This window comes from Achromobacter marplatensis (genome assembly GCF_049060505.1).
Classification (GTDB): Bacteria; Pseudomonadota; Gammaproteobacteria; order Burkholderiales; family Burkholderiaceae_B; genus Achromobacter; species Achromobacter marplatensis_A.
In genome coordinates, this window is the sequence record NZ_JBMGRB010000007.1 from 75,729 (window position 1) to 90,901 (window position 15,173).

The 15,173-nt window shown below is 64.6% G+C and carries 14 protein-coding genes and 1 tRNA gene; 7 read left to right on the forward strand and 8 right to left on the reverse strand.

Annotation, left to right across the window (positions count from 1 at the left end; translation table 11 throughout):
• Positions 1-17: 17 nt before the first annotated feature.
• Together ACI0FO_RS18140 and ACI0FO_RS18145 are read right to left on the reverse strand one after the other, a co-directional pair.
• A complete protein-coding gene (locus tag ACI0FO_RS18140) occupies positions 18-929 on the reverse strand; it encodes a fumarylacetoacetate hydrolase family protein (RefSeq protein WP_416028829.1) in 912 nt (303 codons plus the stop codon).
• A gap of 89 nt (positions 930-1,018) precedes the next feature.
• Positions 1,019-2,143 (reverse strand): cupin domain-containing protein, encoded by a 1,125-nt coding sequence (locus ACI0FO_RS18145; protein WP_416028831.1) that lies wholly within the window; start codon positions 2,141-2,143, stop codon positions 1,019-1,021.
• A 197-nt stretch (positions 2,144-2,340) separates the two neighbouring features.
• Between ACI0FO_RS18145 and ACI0FO_RS18150 the strand changes: the two genes are divergently transcribed.
• The 3 genes from ACI0FO_RS18150 to ACI0FO_RS18160 all read left to right on the forward strand — a co-directional run bounded on the left by ACI0FO_RS18150 (position 2,341) and on the right by ACI0FO_RS18160 (position 4,395).
• Positions 2,341-2,586: a hypothetical protein gene (locus tag ACI0FO_RS18150; protein ID WP_006217094.1), complete on the forward strand. Its 246-nt coding sequence runs from the start codon at positions 2,341-2,343 to the stop codon at positions 2,584-2,586.
• Positions 2,587-2,720: 134 nt separating this feature from the next.
• On the forward strand, positions 2,721-3,965 hold the full coding sequence (locus tag ACI0FO_RS18155; RefSeq protein WP_416028833.1) for a hypothetical protein: 1,245 nt from the start codon (positions 2,721-2,723) through the stop codon (positions 3,963-3,965).
• Between the two features lie 64 nt (positions 3,966-4,029).
• The gene (locus tag ACI0FO_RS18160) at positions 4,030-4,395 is read left to right on the forward strand and encodes a DUF1294 domain-containing protein (RefSeq protein ID WP_416028835.1); all 366 of its coding nucleotides are present in this window, start codon (positions 4,030-4,032) and stop codon (positions 4,393-4,395) included.
• A gap of 79 nt (positions 4,396-4,474) precedes the next feature.
• Here ACI0FO_RS18160 and ACI0FO_RS18165 read toward each other — a convergent pair whose 3' ends face one another.
• The gene (locus tag ACI0FO_RS18165; RefSeq protein WP_416028837.1) at positions 4,475-5,479 is read right to left on the reverse strand and encodes a helix-turn-helix transcriptional regulator; all 1,005 of its coding nucleotides are present in this window, start codon (positions 5,477-5,479) and stop codon (positions 4,475-4,477) included.
• A 114-nt stretch (positions 5,480-5,593) separates the two neighbouring features.
• On the opposite strand from ACI0FO_RS18165, the gene ACI0FO_RS18170 reads away from it, so the two are divergent.
• Positions 5,594-6,202: a glutathione S-transferase family protein gene (locus ACI0FO_RS18170; protein WP_416028839.1), complete on the forward strand. Its 609-nt coding sequence runs from the start codon at positions 5,594-5,596 to the stop codon at positions 6,200-6,202.
• 134 nt (positions 6,203-6,336) lie between these two features.
• Here the strand turns inward: ACI0FO_RS18170 and ACI0FO_RS18175 are convergent, their stop codons facing one another.
• Positions 6,337-7,296 carry a LysR family transcriptional regulator gene (locus ACI0FO_RS18175; protein WP_416028841.1) on the reverse strand — a complete coding sequence of 320 codons (960 nt, stop codon included), beginning with the start codon at positions 7,294-7,296 and terminating at the stop codon, positions 6,337-6,339.
• 93 nt (positions 7,297-7,389) lie between these two features.
• Between ACI0FO_RS18175 and ACI0FO_RS18180 the strand changes: the two genes are divergently transcribed.
• Both ACI0FO_RS18180 and ACI0FO_RS18185 read left to right on the forward strand, forming a co-directional pair.
• On the forward strand, positions 7,390-8,352 hold the full coding sequence (locus ACI0FO_RS18180) for an esterase (protein WP_416028843.1): 963 nt from the start codon (positions 7,390-7,392) through the stop codon (positions 8,350-8,352).
• A gap of 28 nt (positions 8,353-8,380) precedes the next feature.
• Complete coding sequence (locus tag ACI0FO_RS18185; protein WP_416028845.1) at positions 8,381-9,370, forward strand: Bug family tripartite tricarboxylate transporter substrate binding protein; 990 nt, start codon at positions 8,381-8,383, stop codon at positions 9,368-9,370.
• 280 nt (positions 9,371-9,650) lie between these two features.
• Here the strand turns inward: ACI0FO_RS18185 and ACI0FO_RS18190 are convergent.
• Positions 9,651-9,725: transfer RNA gene (locus tag ACI0FO_RS18190), tRNA-Arg, on the reverse strand.
• Between the two features lie 231 nt (positions 9,726-9,956).
• Between ACI0FO_RS18190 and ACI0FO_RS18195 the strand changes: the two genes are divergently transcribed.
• Positions 9,957-10,871: a c-type cytochrome gene (locus ACI0FO_RS18195; protein WP_416028847.1), complete on the forward strand. Its 915-nt coding sequence runs from the start codon at positions 9,957-9,959 to the stop codon at positions 10,869-10,871.
• A gap of 83 nt (positions 10,872-10,954) precedes the next feature.
• On the opposite strand, the gene ACI0FO_RS18200 is transcribed toward ACI0FO_RS18195, so the two are convergent.
• The 3 genes from ACI0FO_RS18200 to ACI0FO_RS18210 all read right to left on the reverse strand — a co-directional run bounded on the left by ACI0FO_RS18200 (position 10,955) and on the right by ACI0FO_RS18210 (position 15,102).
• Complete coding sequence (locus tag ACI0FO_RS18200; RefSeq protein WP_416028849.1) at positions 10,955-12,577, reverse strand: 3-hydroxyacyl-CoA dehydrogenase; 1,623 nt, start codon at positions 12,575-12,577, stop codon at positions 10,955-10,957.
• Positions 12,574-13,803, reverse strand: coding sequence for a CaiB/BaiF CoA-transferase family protein (locus ACI0FO_RS18205; RefSeq protein WP_310034049.1), 1,230 nt, complete (start codon positions 13,801-13,803; stop codon positions 12,574-12,576). The genes ACI0FO_RS18200 and ACI0FO_RS18205 overlap by 4 nt, the downstream gene beginning before the upstream one ends.
• A 150-nt stretch (positions 13,804-13,953) precedes the next feature.
• Positions 13,954-15,102, reverse strand: a complete 1,149-nt coding sequence (locus ACI0FO_RS18210; protein ID WP_416028851.1) for an acyl-CoA dehydrogenase family protein — start codon at positions 15,100-15,102, stop codon at positions 13,954-13,956.
• Positions 15,103-15,173: the final 71 nt, after the last annotated feature.

Genomic DNA, 15,173 nt, shown 5'->3' on the forward strand with positions numbered 1-15,173 from the left:
CCCGATCGCCTGTTGCGCTAGACCGCCACCACCGGATGGCGCAGCGTGCCGATGCCTTCCACGCACGCCACCACCACATCGCCCGGCCACAGCCATTCCTGCGGCTTGCGGCCCGCGCCCACGCCCTCCGGCGTGCCGGTGGCAATGATGTCGCCCGGCTCCAGCGTAATGCCGGCGCTGATGTCCGAAATCAGGAACGGCACCTTGAACAGCATGTGCCGCGTGTTGGAACCCTGCTTCTTTTCGCCATTGACCGTCAGCCACAGGTCCAGCACTTGAGGATCGGGAATTTCGTCGGCGGTGACGATGCAGGGGCCGAACGGCGCGTAGGTATCCTGGCCTTTCGAATAGATCCACTGGCCGGCGCGGCGGCAGTCGCGCGCGCTCATGTCCAGCATGACGCTGTAGCCGAATACGTACCCCAGCGCATCGGCCTCCGCCACGCGCGAGGCACGCCGGCCCATGATCACGGCCAGCTCGACTTCCCAGTCCAGCTGCTGCGTGATCTTGGCGTTGTGCTCGATGGCATCGCCCGGGCCGATGACGGTGGTGGGCGGCTTGGAGAAGATCACCGGCTGCTTGGGCAAGTCGGCCGAAGTGTCCAGCGTGCGGCTGGATTCCGCCACGTGCTCCACATAGTTCAGGCCGATGCCGAAAATGTTCTTGCGCGGCCGCGGGATCGGCGCCAGCAGCTTCACGTTTTCCTGCGGCAGCGCCGTGCCCACGGGCCAATTGCCGCGGTACGACTCCATCAGCCGGCTGGCCTGCGCGACGGCCACGGGGCCCAGGTCGATAAACGCCAGCATGTCATCGGGCAAGTCCACGCCGCCGGCGCGGCCCAGCAGGGCCAGGTCCACCACATAGCCCTCGGCCAGCGCGCCAAGCCGTGCGGCGGCGGTGGGATGAGCGCGAAAAGTCACCAATCGCATAGGAACTCCATAGATTCAAGACGAGTTGAGCCAGGCGCGCGGAACGACGCCCGCGCGGCGGATGAAAATTCGAAAGGGGTCGGGCGACGCTAGATCAGCACTTGATGGCCGTCGTTTTCCTTGACCGCTTCTTCGCGGTAGAGCGCCAGCGACCGCATCACCGGCAGGTCGTTGAAGCAGAACAGGCAGGCGTCGTCGTTCGCCGACAGGTTGGCGTGTTCGTGGATGGCCCAGGACGGGACGCAGAAAATGTCGCGTTCCGTCCAGTCATAGCGTTTGCCGTCAATGATGGAAAAGCCGCTGCCCTTGGCGACTTGATAGATAAAGCTGCCGGTGTGTCGGTGCGCCTTGGTGTGTTCGCCGGGACGCAGCAATTGCATGCTGGCGCCGATGGTGGGCATAACAGAGCCGCCGGTCGCCGGGTTCACGTATTCCAGCAGGATGCCGTCGTAAGGGCTGCCGGCGGTCGTGCGCGCATAGCGGCGCAGCGCCTCGTAGGTGGGCTCCCATTCGTACTTGAACAGCGGCGAATAGGGCTTCGTCCAACCCGACACCTGCGGCCGCAACGCGGCATGGCCCCAGGCCGCGCTGGTGTCGTCCACGGGGTAGGTCACCGCCTGGTTCAGGTCGGGATGCACGGCATAGAAACCGGCCTCAAGGGCATTGACCAGCGGGATGTCCAGGCCGTCCTGCCAGATACAGGTGGTGCCGTCCTCGGACACGCCGTGCTCGTGCCAGGTGCCGTTGGGCGTCAACACGAAATCGTTCGCGCCCAGCGTCATCTTGTGGCCGTCGACGACGGTGTAGGCGCCCTGGCCTTCCATGATGAACCGCAGCGCGGAATGCGAGTGTTTGTGCGCCGAAGCCAGTTCTCCGGGCTGCATCACCTGCAGGCCCGAATACAGCCAGCCCACGGCGGCCGCCACGTCGCGCCGGCCGGGATTATTCAGATAGATGACGCGCCGGCCCGCTTCTTCGGGCGACACCAGTTCGGCGGAACGCAGCACATGGCCGCGCAGCGCTTGATAGCGCCACACGACGGGCACCGACGCCGACCGCGGCGCCCAGGGTTCAATCTTGTTCGCCACCGTCCACAGCGCACCCGTCTCCAGGCCCGCCAGCGCTTGGTAGTAGGCAATGCGCTCCGGCGAGTCGGCCACATTGGCGCGCCCGACGGTGTCTTCGCGATAGGCGTCGTACCGGTTCGATGTCATCCCTTGGCCTCTATTTATAAAAATCGTCATATTTTCGAAAATAATAGAGGCGCCGCCGAAATCCAGCAATCTCCACGCGCTAGGGGTTTTCCCGTCTGCGAAATGTTATTGGCGCAGCGTCAAAAAATACTGTACAAAAACACAGTGCGACGTGATACATTTCGCTCGCCCGTAAAACCGTCGTCCAGGAGAATCCTGTGTCCGAAGCCGCTCATCTTGTTCAGTACATCGTTGTTCCCTATCGCGCCGCCGCCAACGGTGTCGCGCCAGGTGAAATCCGTCCGGCCAGCAGCGAATTCGGGGCTATCCGAATCGCCAATTCCATGGCCTCCAAATTCGCGGGGGTCGCGGCCTATGAAGTGTGGATCGATAAAGAAACCGGCGACATGGAATCGCCGCGCATCCTGACGCAGATCGGCACGGTGCCGTCGCTGGATGATTGATGCCTGGCCGCCCGTTCAGCAATGAACGGGCGCGTCACCGTATCGCTGCGGCTGCAGATTCGCAGGGGCTCCGGTATATTCACGCGGCGCTCCCCTTGTTCGATTTCGCGACGCTGCCCCGGACGGTGATCTTGATGCCCCCTCTGCTTGTCCGCTTGGCCCGCCTTACCCGTTTGCTTCCTGCCGCGCTGGCGCTGGCAGCGCTGGCCACCCCCTCCGCCCACGCTGCGCAGCGCATCGTCTATAGCGGCACCCTGGATGGCGCCGGCGAAGTCGTGATGGAACTGGACGTCCAGGCGGCTGAAAAAGGCGTGCTGACCGGCCGCTACTTCTATCCGAAGGCCGGCGTCGACATTCCCCTGCAAGGCACCGAACAGGCATTGGCCGAGCCGCCGCCGAACTGGAAGGCGACGAGCAACCGGACTTCCGCGAACACGCCACCCGATGCGCCACCCACTGCGGCCACCTGGCAAGGCACGCGCGACGCCCAGGGCTATCGCGGCACCTGGACTGACGCGCGCAGCGGCAGGCAACGCGGCTTCACACTTCGGCGCGTCGCCGAATACGACGCCAAGCCCGCCGCGCCGGGCGTCATCCGCAACGGCGTCCTGACCTATCCGGACATCGACGCCGCAACGGCCCCCTACGACACCCTGAAAATGGCCGGACACGCCGAGCCCGTCGGCGAAGAGATCGGCAACGGCGCGGTCGCCTATCGGATGTGGCGCGACCCGCGCACCCAGTTTTCCTATCCGCGCCTGAGCCGACATCCCGACGAACAGGTCGTCCAGCGCGTCAACCATCTGCTGCAACAGCGCCACTGGCGTAAAAGCCTCGCCGCGCTGCAGTGCATGGCCCAGGCCTACACCAGCGACATCCCGAACAGCGGCACGCTGGGCAATTACGACGAAGAAGCCATCGCCGTGCCCTGGCTGTCGCACGCCCTGATGACGGTGACCGAACGCGGCAGCCTGGATTGCGGCGGCGCCCACCCCTTCAATCATTTCGAGCCCTACACCTACGACCTACTGCGCGGCGAACCCCTGGACTGGAACCGCGTCTTCGACGCCTATGTCTCGCGTCCTGACGGGCGCGTCCAGGCAAGCCCGGCCCTTCTGGCAATCGTCGCCGCCACGCAGCGCACGCTGGCCGCCGCCGAAGCCGAAGGCCGCACCGAAGACTCGTCCAAGGACGGTTGCTCGTCGCTCTGGCCGGATTACCTGGCCTTGGGCGCCGAGGCGCCTGGCGCGCTAAGCCTGTCGGTATCCGGCGTGGGCCACGCATCGGGCATCTGCCTGGGCACACTTGCGCGGCTGCCGTTTGCGGACCTGGCGCCCCACGTGAAGCCCAGCGGTCAGGCCTACCTGGCGACGGAATAGCGCGGTGACTACCTCGATCCAACGACCCCCGGCGCGCCGCACGAGGCGGAAAATTGGTATCCCTTTGCTGCTGCTGGCGGCGTTCGTATTTGCGTATGGATCGGCAGCCCTGCTATGGCGGGTGCCGCTCGCCGTGGGGCTGGGCTACCTTGCGCTCAGCGCGCTGACATTCACCGTTTACGCCGTCGATAAAGCGGCCGCACGCGCCAATCGGCAAAGAACGCCCGAAAAGACGTTGCATGTCCTGGCGCTGGCGGGGGGCTGGCCGGGTGCGTTGGTCGCGCAGGAATGGCTGCGGCACAAGTCGGTAAAACCGGCTTTCCGTATGATGTTCTGGATCACCGTAGCGGCCAACATCGCCGCTTTTCTTTTCCTGGCTTCGCCCTACGGCAGATCGCTGCTGGCGCAATATGTGCCTGCGTCGGCCTGATCGCATAGGGCCGGGGGCAGAGATCGATTCGAAGAGCCGAAACGCACAGCCAGCCTGAGGCGGTTCAGGTGGCGGATCCTTATGGTGGTTCCGGCCGCTCGGCCTGCTGCGGCGTGGCGGTATCGCGCCGTTGCAGCATGCGGGCGACCCGCTCGCCCGCGACCTGAAAGCGCTGCGCCAGCGACGCCGGCGCCAGCACATCGAACTCCACTTCCAGCGCCAGCAGCCAATACGTCAACGCCTCCAGCGACTGGCCGGTGCAACGCAGCAGGCAGCGGCCATCGTCCAACGCCTCGACCTGGCCGGCCGACGCGGGAATGCGCGCGGCCATCACCGCGTGCGGCGCATGCAGCACGATGCGGGCTTCTTCGGCGTTGGGCGCCTGGCCCACCGCCCGCATCACATAGGCGCGCAGGTCGCCGCCTTCGGGCGGCGGACGCGGCGCGAAGTGCGCGCCCAGCGCCACCGCGCCCGCGATTCGGTCAAGCCGGAACGTGCGCCAATCGTCGCGCGCCGGATCCCACGCCACCAGATACCAGCGGTACCCCGTGTGCGCCAGCCCCTGCGGCTCGACTTGGCGCGTGCTGGGCTGGCCGCGGCTGTCCGAGTAGTCGAAGTTGACGCGCAACTGGTCGCGGCAGGCGGCGGCCAGCGCGGCCAACCGCCCCGCATCGATCACCGGGCCGCCGCGCGGCAGCGGCACGATGGCCGACCGCAGCGCGTCCAGCTTGTGGCGCAGGCGCGTGGGCATCACCTGCTCCAGTTTGACCAGCGCGCGTAGCGCCGCTTCTTCCACGCCGCCGACCGTGCCCGTGGCGGCGGTGCGCAGCGTGATGGCCACCGTCAGCGCCTCGTCGTCGTCCAGCAGCAGGGGCGGCAGGGCGTTGCCCGCGCGAAAGGCGTAGCCGCCCGCCACACCGCTGCTGGCCTGGATGGGGTAGCCCAGTTCGCGCAGCCGGTCGATATCGCGGCGAAGCGTGCGCGGATGCACCGCCAGGGTCTGCGCCAGATCGGCGCCAGCCCAATGGCGGCGGGTCTGCAGTAGGGAAAGCAGGCGCAGGAGGCGGTTGCTGGAGCTGAGCATCGGTCAACGATAGCCCGTATCAAGGGCGGAAACTGTCCGCAATGGATTCTACAGTTCGTCCGTCGTCAGCGGCCATGGGGCCGCGGCACTCCCCCCACCATTCGGAGCTTGTCCATGTCTATCGTTTTCTATTGGCACCCCCAGTCCAGCGCCTCGCCCATCGCCTGCGCCCTGGCCGAACTGCAGGTCCCGCACGAACGCGTCAAGGTGGATATCCGGGCCGGCGAGCAGCGCCGCCCGGAATTTCTTGCCTTGAACCCCAATGGCAAGGTGCCGACGCTGACCGTGGACGGTGCGCCGCTGTTCGAAGCCTTGGCCATCCACTTGTGGCTGGGTGAGCGTTGGGGCGTCGAACAAGGCTTGTGGCCCGCAGCCGGCACTTCGCAGCGGCTGGCCGCCATGTCGTGGTGCACGTGGGCCTATGTGACGTATGGCTCGGTGATCTCGCGCCTGTATGCCGTCGCCCACGGCGACGAGCAAAGCCGCGATGCCCGCCAGGCCGAGCGTGCCATCGCCGACCTGGATTCGCTGTTGGGGTTGCTGGATGCGCATCTGACGCGCCAGCCGTGGATAGTGGGCGACAAGTACTCGCTGGCTGATCTGGTGGTGGCGTCGGTGGTCGGCTACACCGCCTTTTTGGGTGCGCCGGTGGCCGCCCATCCGAATGTGCATACCTGGCTGAGCACGGTCAAGGCCCGGCCGGCGATGCAAGGCGAGGTCTGAAGCGACGGCGGGCCTGTCACGCAAGATAACGCCACGACGTGACAATGCCGCGCTGCCAGACGGCGCGGCTAATCAGCTAGAGATGGAAAGATGCGAAGCCTCGTCGCACGCTATGCGACGCAGGACGCTACGGGCTATCCGTGCCACCGCGCCGCCCAAACGCCCTCCGAAATCAAGCTCCTCGACAGATCACGCAACTCCTGGATGACGACGTCAACAGCGCTATTGCCCCGGCTCGCCTTTCTGCGCGCAAGGCAGACGGTGCGCGAAAACGCGGGAGTCAGACGCCTCGCTACCAGCTCGCCTCGCGCCAATTCCTCGGCGACTGCGCAAGGCGCGAGCAAACTGCACCAATCGCTGCTCTTTATCAAACGCACAAGATGCTGTCCGGCATCAATGTCCAGCGCCACGGTCAACGGCACACCATGGCGGACGAAGTGGTCCTCCAAAGCTGCCCGAATGCCATGCTTTCGGGAAGCCAAAGCCAACGAAAAGCTCGCCGCCTTCTTAAGTGATATGCCCGCACTGCTGCTTAGCAATTCGGGACGTCCCACGAGATGCAGGTCTTCTTGGGCCATGGGCACGCACTCGACGAAGGCGGTCGAGCTGCGGTCAAACACCAGGGCGACGTCCAATTCGTCCACTTCCAGCCATTGCCACAGATAGCCGGAGAAGCTGTCGACCAAACGCAATCGAATCTGGGGATAGCGTTGCGACAATCGATCAATGAGCGGCAACGCAAGAACCGCGGCCGACGATGAAGGCAATCCCACCGTAACCTCGCCGGCAGGCACACGCGCAATACCGCTGATCTCTTCCACCGCCGCCCTGGCCAACCCTGTGATCTCGTAGGCGCGGCTAAGCAGGGCTTTTCCGCTGTCCGTCAGCGTCACACCGCGCAGGCTGCGGTTCAGCAAGTGCGCGTCGAGCAAACGTTCAAGTTTGGCGATGGCCACCGTAACCGCTGGCTGCGCCAGGTGCAATCGACGCGCGGCGCCAGTGATGCTGCCTTCTTCGCACACAGCAATGAAAACCAGTAAGCGCGGGATGTCCAACCTGCGTGCCAGGCGGGCTTCTTCAGTATCCGTAGCCATAAATGGAAATTATAGGTAGATAGAAAATAGATATTTTATGTTTATAAGCGTGCCAACGATACTTGGTGCCACTCCGCGTCACTTTGGCTCTTCATGGCAACTCCATCGCTTCTACAACTTAAGGCAATCCGTGGCTTTCATGTCGGCGGCCACGCTGTCGAGGTCACTGGCAAACCGATCGCCACACTGAACGCCGTGCCAGGCCTTGCCGCTCGCGCCTCGGACCCAAACGGGCAGGTCATGCTCGGCCAGATGTACGTGCAGCACTTCCAACAGGCAGTGCCCACAACGCCGTGGCCCATTTACTTCTGGCATGGAGGAGGCATGACGGGCAGCACGTGGGAAGACACGCCCGACGGCAGAGCGGGCTGGCACGACTATTTCATGCGACGGGGCTTCGACACGCTGCTTTGCGACGCGGTCGAACGGGGCCGCGCAGGCTGGCCCGTACCCGGCACCTTCACGGCGGGCACGCCCGAGGCCCGCACGCTGGAACAAGCCTGGGACCTATTCCGCCTAGGCTCCCGCGACGAACACGGCCAATGGCGGCCGCACGAATCCCAGTTATTTCCAACTGAAAACATGGAGCAATTTGGTCGCCAGTTCGTGCCGCGCTGGACCGCACATCGACAACTGGCCGTCCAGGCGTACTCGGAGCTGCTGCGCCGGATAGGACCAGGCGTGGTCATTGCTCATAGCGAAGGCGGCCGCCTGGCGCAAGAAGTTGCGCAGGCCACGCCCGGCTTAATCAAGGCGTTGGTGCTCATCGAGCCTGCCGGCGGAGCGGACCCGCAAGATCTTCACGCGCTGCAAGACATGCCCGTGTGTGCGGTGTGGGGTGACTTCTTTTCGCACAGTGCCCTATGGCAAGAATATCGCAAGAGCTTCGACACTTGGGCTCAAGCCATGCAGGGCGCAGGCGGCCGCCTCGATACATTGGACCTGCCGCGGCTCAGTATGCGCGGCAATTCGCATTTCCCAATGATGGACCGCAATAACCTGCAGGTCGCGGATGTGGTGCTTGCCTGGCTGCGACGGGCCGTACCTCACGTCTGATTCCCTATAAAACAATAGAGACAATCCAATGAACCTCAAGACTCTCATCAGCGCCGCTCGCCTCAGCTTGGCCGTCCTGTCCATGGCCACGGCTACACCGGTGTTCGCCAGCAGCGACTATCCGGATCGGCCTATCCGCATGATCATCCCCTTCCCACCAGGCGGTTCGCTTGATCCCATCGGCCGCGTGTTGGCCGAGGAACTCTCACAACGCTTGAAGCAGCCCGTCATCGTGGAGAACGTGGCGGGCGCCAACGGAATGGTTGGATCCGCACGCGTCAGCAAATCACCCGCCGACGGGTACACCTTGCTCGTCGGTATTACCTCGAGCATTGCACTGGCGCCCCTCGTAACGCCGAATCCCGCGTATCAGGCCACCGACTTCGATGCAATTGGAAAAATTGGCACTAGCGGACTGGTCCTGGTCGGCAAACCCGATCTGCCCGTCGACAATCTCGCCGATCTTCTCGAACTGGCCCGAAAGCGGCCCGGACAACTCTCGTATGGTGTGCCTGGTAGCGGTTCTCTATTTCACTTGGTCATGGAAGTGATCAAGGCAGAGGCCGGTGTCGAGCTGGTTGCCGTACCTTATCGCGGAGCCGGGCAAGCCAGCGTCGACCTGATGGGAAATCAGATTGACATCGCCCTGCTGGGCCTCCCCGCAATGCTGCCGCACATCGCGTCCAACAAGATGAAGGCGCTTGCCGTGACCAGCAAAATCCCGGACATCGGCAACCCCGACATTCCCGTGGCTGCCAGTGTGCCGGCCCTGAAGGACGTCGACTACGACATCTGGACTGGCCTTTTTGCCCCCAAAGGCACACCCACCGCAGTGCGCGAGCGTCTGCACAGTGCACTGCAGGACATTCTGAAATCGCCTAAGGTGGTTAACGCCTACGCCAAGATGGGGGTGCAAGTCGCTTCGCCCCAAACCGCGGCAGCCTTCGGCGACTCTGTCAGCGCAGATTCCGTCAGGCTGAGACGCGACGTCGAACGCACCCACCTCAAAGTCGACTGACCACGAAAGAAAAGGGCGGCGCGGGTTTCGCATGGCGGCCAAGACGTTCAACAACGTCATGACGCCAGCTCGGCAAGTTTGGGGGAACGCGCAGATGTTCTTTCGAGTCTATCCCGAGTGGATCGATGGCGAATCCAACCAGCGGGAAAAGGCAAAAAATGGCAGCGCTATATGCGGAGCATTTGCCCGACAAGAGGCCTAAAGGACTCTAAAGAACTCGCGCTAATTGTGCGCGGTTTGGGCCTAGAACGGGCCCAAAAAACGTAAGTCCTTGATGCTGTGGCGCGCCCGACAGGAATCGAACCTGTATCAAGAGCTTCGGAAACTCTCATTCTATCCATTGAACTACGGGCGCAGCGCAAGGAGGCGACATTGTACCTAGTTTTCGCTAGCGTGCATGAAGTGGATCAAATCAGCCGTCACTCTCATCGAAAACCCCGCCACGGTCATTGGACGAGCGTCCCTGACACCGTTATATAATCCAGCGTTTGCTTGCAGGCGGATGCGTCACGGGTTCGCCAATTTGTGCAGTTACTGATTTTCTGTTGCCGCCGCCAGGCGCCCCACCCGTTTGCAGGATTTGGTCATGAGCAACGAGCAGGAACACATAGAAGAGCACTCCTCCCCCATCAAGACCCCCAAGCAACTGGTCGTCACGATCGTTCTATCTTTCGTGATTCCAATCGCCATCATCATCCTCCTGGTGAATATGGTGGTCTCCGGCACCAAGGTCGGCGCCGGTTCCGATACCCTTACCGAAGAAGCCGTCACCAAGCGGATCGCGCCGGTTGCGGGTTTCGCGCTGGTCGACGCCAACGCTCCCAAGGTCTTCAAGACGGGCGAACAGGTGTTTGCCGCGGTCTGTACGGCCTGTCACACCGCCGGTATCGCCGGCGCGCCCAAGATGGGCGACAACGCAGCATGGGCGCCGTTCATCAAGTCCGGCTACGACACCATGCTGAACGTGGCCCTGCACGGCAAGGGCGGCATGCCCGCCAAGGGCGGCAACCCCACGCTGTCCGACTATGAGGTCGCGCGCGCCGTGGTCTACATGGCGAACAAGTCCGGCGCCTCGCTGCCCGAACCGGCCGCTCCCGCCGAGGACGGCGCGAAGAAGGAAGCAGCTGCGACGCCTGCCGCCACTCCCGCGCCTGCCGCAGCCGCAGCCGCCCCTGCCCCAGCCGCGCAGGCCCCGGCTCCGGCCGCCCCCGCAGCTGCAGCCCCCGCGCCCGCCGCGCCGCAAGCGGCAGCCGCCGTCAACCCGGCCGGTGAAAAACTCTACAAGAGCGTCTGTTTCGCCTGCCACGCCACCGGCGTGGCGAACGCGCCCAAGTTCGGCGACAAGGCCGCCTGGGATCCGTACATCAAGACCGGCATGGACGCCATGGTGAAGGTCGCCATGCAAGGCAAGCCGCCGATGCCCCCGAAGGGCGGCGCGGCCAACGCCTCGGAAGACGACATCCGCGCGGCCGTGCAATACATGGTCGACGCGGCCAAGTAAATCCGGCTGGCCCAGCAAAAAGCCCCTTGATCGCTCAAGGGGCTTTTTTTTGCCGCCGTGCTTTAACGGCATCCCGTCGGGTGTTATTCCGCCGACGATTTCAGCAGCGACATGCCCAACTGCACGCGGCGTTGCAGCCACAGGCTGGGGCGATAGCGAGGGTCGCCCGTCACGCGCTGCATGCTCTTCAGGATTTCCAGGATGCGGTCGGCGCCCAGCTTGTCACCCAGCGCCAGCGGACCCACCGGATAACCCAGGCCCAGCGTCACGGCCTGGTCGATGTCTTCAGGCGTAGCGATCTCCTGCTGCGCGATATCGCTGGCGATATTGACGATCATGGCCACGATGCGCTGGGCGATGAAGCCCGGCGAATCCTGGATCACGGTCACCGGCACGCCGTCTGCGGCCAGCAGCGCATGGGCGGCGTCGCGCCATTTGCCCTCGGTCGCGGGCGACACCATGACGGTGCGGCGCTTGGCGCCGTCGAACGCATACAGCGTATCCAGGCCGACCGTGCGGCCCGCGTTCAAACCCTGCGCGGACACCGACGTCGAGACGTCGTCGCCAAACGGGGTGACGACGATCAACGCATCGGCGTCGGGCGTGGCGCCCGTGACGAGCGTCGCGCCCAGCTTTTCGATCAGCGCCGATGCACGCGCGTAGCCTTCCGCGTGCTTGGGGCTGACCCACACTTTCAGGCCGTCCGGCAACGCCGGCACGGGCGGCTCGGCCGGCACCTGCTTCTGGCCGTCGGTGTAGACGTAGAAGCCTTCGCCGGCCTTGCGGCCGATCAAGCCGCCAGCCAAACGCACGGTAGTGATCGGCGACGGGCGAAAGCGCGGTTCGTCGAAGAATTGGCGGTAGATGGACTCCATCACCGGATGCGACACGTCCAGCGCGGTCAGGTCCAGCAGTTCGAATGGGCCCATGCGAAAGCCGGCCTGCTCGCGCATGACGGCGTCCACTTGCGCGAAGGTGGCAACGGCTTCCTGCGCCACGCGCAGGCCTTCAGTGTTCATGCCGCGGCCGGCGTGGTTCACGATGAAGCCGGGCATGTCCTTGGCGCGCACAGGCGTGTGGCCCATGCGGCGGGCCAGCGCGGCCAGCGCGTCGCCGGCTTCGGGCGCGCTGCGCAGGCCGTCGATGACTTCCACCACTTTCATCAACGCCACCGGGTTGAAGAAGTGATAACCCACCACACGCTGCGGGCGCTTGCAGGCGGCGGCAATGGCGGTGATGGACAGCGACGACGTATTCGACGCCAGGATGCAGTCTTCCGACACCACGCCTTCCAGCGCGGCGAACAGGTCGCGCTTGACGTCCAGGCGTTCGACGATGGCTTCCACCACCAGTTGGCACGCCGACATGTCGGTCAGCGCGGTGGCGGATTCCACGCGCTCAAGCGCGGCTTGCGCGTCGGCGGCGGTAAGCTTGCCCTTCTGGGCCAGCTTGTCCCATGTCTGGCGCAACGATTCCCGCGCAGCGGCAACCGCGTCGGCGCTGGTGTCGTACAGGCGCACGCGCAAACCGGCTTGCGCCGCGATCTGCGCAATGCCGCGCCCCATGGCCCCGGCGCCCACGACGCCGATGGTTTGAATCTCCGTCATCAACTTTCTCCTGCCTTTATTGGAATGGATCGTGTGCGCCGCGGCGTGGCGGGGCGCAGGGAAAACAGAGCGGCGCTGCGCCGCTCCGCCCGCCCTCAAGCCTGGCTCTGGGCCAGCGCCTGGATGTCTTCGGCCGATAGCCCCAGCTTTTCAGCCAGGACCTGCGCGGTGTGTTCGCCCAGCATGGGCGGCGGACGGCGGTATTCGACCGGGCTGTCCGAGAATTTCAGCGGGCTGGACGCCATCGGCACGCGGCCGGCCGCCGGGTGCGGCAGTTCAAGCTTCATGCCGCGCGCCAACACGTGCGGATCTTCATAGACCTGGTCCAGCGTGTTGATGGGGCCTGCAGGCACCCCCACGCTTTCCAGCGAGGCCAGCCAGTGATCGCGCGCGCCCGTGGCCATGCGTTCGGCCAACAGCGGCACCAGCTCCGCGCGGTTCTTCACGCGCTGCGGATTGGTCGAGAAACGCGGATCCGCCGACAATTCGGGCAAGCCGATCGCGCCGCAGTAGTTGCGGAACTGGCTGTCGTTGCCCACCGCCACGATCAGGTGGCCGTCGGCCGCCGCGAACACTTGGTAGGGCACCAGATTTTGATGCGCGTTGCCCGCGCGCTTGGGCGCCACGCCCGACGTCATGAAGTTCAGATTCTGGTTGGCCAGCATCGAAACCTGGCAATCCAGCAGCGCCATGTCGATGTGCTGGCCCAGCCCGCTGTTGGCGCGTTCCAGCAGCGCGGCCAGGATGCCCACCGTGGAATACATGCCCGTCATCAGGTCCGCCACCGCCACGCCGGCCTTTTGCGGGCCGCCGCCGGGCAGGTCGTCGCGCTCGCCCGTGATGCTCATCAGGCCGCCCATGCCCTGGATCATGAAATCGTAGCCGGGGCGGCTGGCGTAGGGACCGGTCTGGCCGAAGCCGGTGATGGAGCAATAGATCAGGCGCGGGTTGATGGCCTTCAGGCTTTCGTAGTCCAGGCCGTACTTCTTCAGCCCGCCCACCTTGAAGTTCTCGACCAGGATGTCGCTTTGCAGCGCCAATTCGCGCACCAGTTCGGCGCCGCGCGGCGACGCGATATCCAGCGCCACCGACAGCTTGTTGCGATTGGCGGACAGGTAATAGGCGGCTTCGGTGGTGTCGTTGCCCGCTTCGTCCTTCAGGTACGGAGGCCCCCAGGCGCGCGTGTCATCGCCAGCGCCGGGACGTTCGATCTTGATCACCTCGGCGCCAAGGTCGGCCAGGTTCTGGGTGCACCAGGGGCCCGCCAATACGCGGGTCAGGTCCAGCACGCGTATGCCGGTAAGGGGAGCGGGACGTTGCGACATCAGTGTTCTTTTCGCTAGATGGGAAATGAAAACGTCCGGCTGGCGGCCAGCGCAAGCCAGACTGGAGTCTGTCATGCCAGCGGTCCGAGCCGCTGGCGCGTCATATGCGATATTAGCCCGGGTTGCGCGCGCAACCCGCCATTCTTCCGATCAGGAATGGGCCTTGATCGTTTCGCGGGCGATCACCAGCTGCTGGATCTGCGACGTGCCTTCGAAGATGCGGAACAGGCGCACGTCGCGGTAGAAGCGTTCCACCGCGTATTCCGACATATACCCCGCGCCGCCATGGATCTGCACGGCGCGGTCGGCAACGCGGCCCACCATTTCGGTCGAGAACAACTTCGCGCAAGCGGCTTGCATGGTGGTGTTTTCGCCGCGGTCACGCATGCGGGCAGCGTCCAGCACCATGCAGCGTGCGGCGTAGAGTTCGGCCTGGCTGTCGGCGATCATCGCTTGAATCAGTTGGAACTCGGCGATTGGCTGGCCGAACTGCTTGCGCTCCATCGCGTATTTGACGGCGTCGGCCAGCAGGCGATCGGCAATACCCACGCACAACGCCGAGATATGCAGACGGCCCTTGTCCAGCACGCGCATCGACGTGCGGAAACCGTTGCCTTCTTCGCCGCCCAGCAGGGCGCTGGCCGGCACGCGGCAGTTATCGAACACCACGTCGCTGGTCAGGGCGCCGGCCTGGCCCATTTTCTTGTCGGGCTTGCCGATGCTGAGACCCGGCGAGCCGGCTTCGACCAGAAAGCAGGAGATCGAATTGGCGCGACGCTCGGGCGCGGTGCGCGCCATGACCGAGAACAGGCCGGCGATCGGCGCGTTGGTGATGTAGCGCTTGGTGCCGTTCAGCACGTAGCTGTCGCCATCGCGTTCGGCGGACAGGCGCAGTGCCATCGCGTCGGAACCGGCGTCGGGTTCGGTCAGCGCGAACGAGCCGATCAATTCGCCGCTGGCCAGCTTGGGCAGGTAGCGGGCGCGCTGGTCGTCGGTACCGGCCAGCACGATGGCCTGCGAGCCGATGCCGATGTTGGTGCCAGCCAGCGAACGGAAAGCGGGCGAGGTCTGGCCCAATTCGAACACCACGCGCACTTCTTCTTCCATCGTCAGCCCCAGGCCGCCGAATTCTGGCGCGATCGACAGGCCGAACAGGCCCAGTTCGCGCATTTCGTTGACGATGTCGGGCGGAACCTGTCCGCTGGTGGCCAGTTCGTCTTCGGCGGGAATCAGGCGTTCGTGCACGAAGCGGCGCACGGCGTCCAGCAGCAGGTTCAGGGTTTCGGTGTCCAGGGCCATGGTGGGAATCTCAAAAAAAGAAGGGGATGCGGGGACGAGGTAGAAGGTCTGGTATGGCGATCGGGTCGGGA

Coding starts and splice junctions, on each gene's coding strand:
- ACI0FO_RS18140 (WP_416028829.1), bottom strand. CDS start 929: ATGCGATTGGTGACTTTTCGCGCTCATCCCACCGCCGCCGCACGGCTT.
- ACI0FO_RS18145 (WP_416028831.1), bottom strand. CDS start 2,143: ATGACATCGAACCGGTACGACGCCTATCGCGAAGACACCGTCGGGCGC.
- ACI0FO_RS18155 (WP_416028833.1), top strand. CDS start 2,721: ATGCCCCCTCTGCTTGTCCGCTTGGCCCGCCTTACCCGTTTGCTTCCT.
- ACI0FO_RS18165 (WP_416028837.1), bottom strand. CDS start 5,479: ATGCTCAGCTCCAGCAACCGCCTCCTGCGCCTGCTTTCCCTACTGCAG.
- ACI0FO_RS18170 (WP_416028839.1), top strand. CDS start 5,594: ATGTCTATCGTTTTCTATTGGCACCCCCAGTCCAGCGCCTCGCCCATC.
- ACI0FO_RS18175 (WP_416028841.1), bottom strand. CDS start 7,296: ATGGCTACGGATACTGAAGAAGCCCGCCTGGCACGCAGGTTGGACATC.
- ACI0FO_RS18180 (WP_416028843.1), top strand. CDS start 7,390: ATGGCAACTCCATCGCTTCTACAACTTAAGGCAATCCGTGGCTTTCAT.
- ACI0FO_RS18185 (WP_416028845.1), top strand. CDS start 8,381: ATGAACCTCAAGACTCTCATCAGCGCCGCTCGCCTCAGCTTGGCCGTC.
- ACI0FO_RS18195 (WP_416028847.1), top strand. CDS start 9,957: ATGAGCAACGAGCAGGAACACATAGAAGAGCACTCCTCCCCCATCAAG.
- ACI0FO_RS18205 (WP_310034049.1), bottom strand. CDS start 13,803: ATGTCGCAACGTCCCGCTCCCCTTACCGGCATACGCGTGCTGGACCTG.
- ACI0FO_RS18210 (WP_416028851.1), bottom strand. CDS start 15,102: ATGGCCCTGGACACCGAAACCCTGAACCTGCTGCTGGACGCCGTGCGC.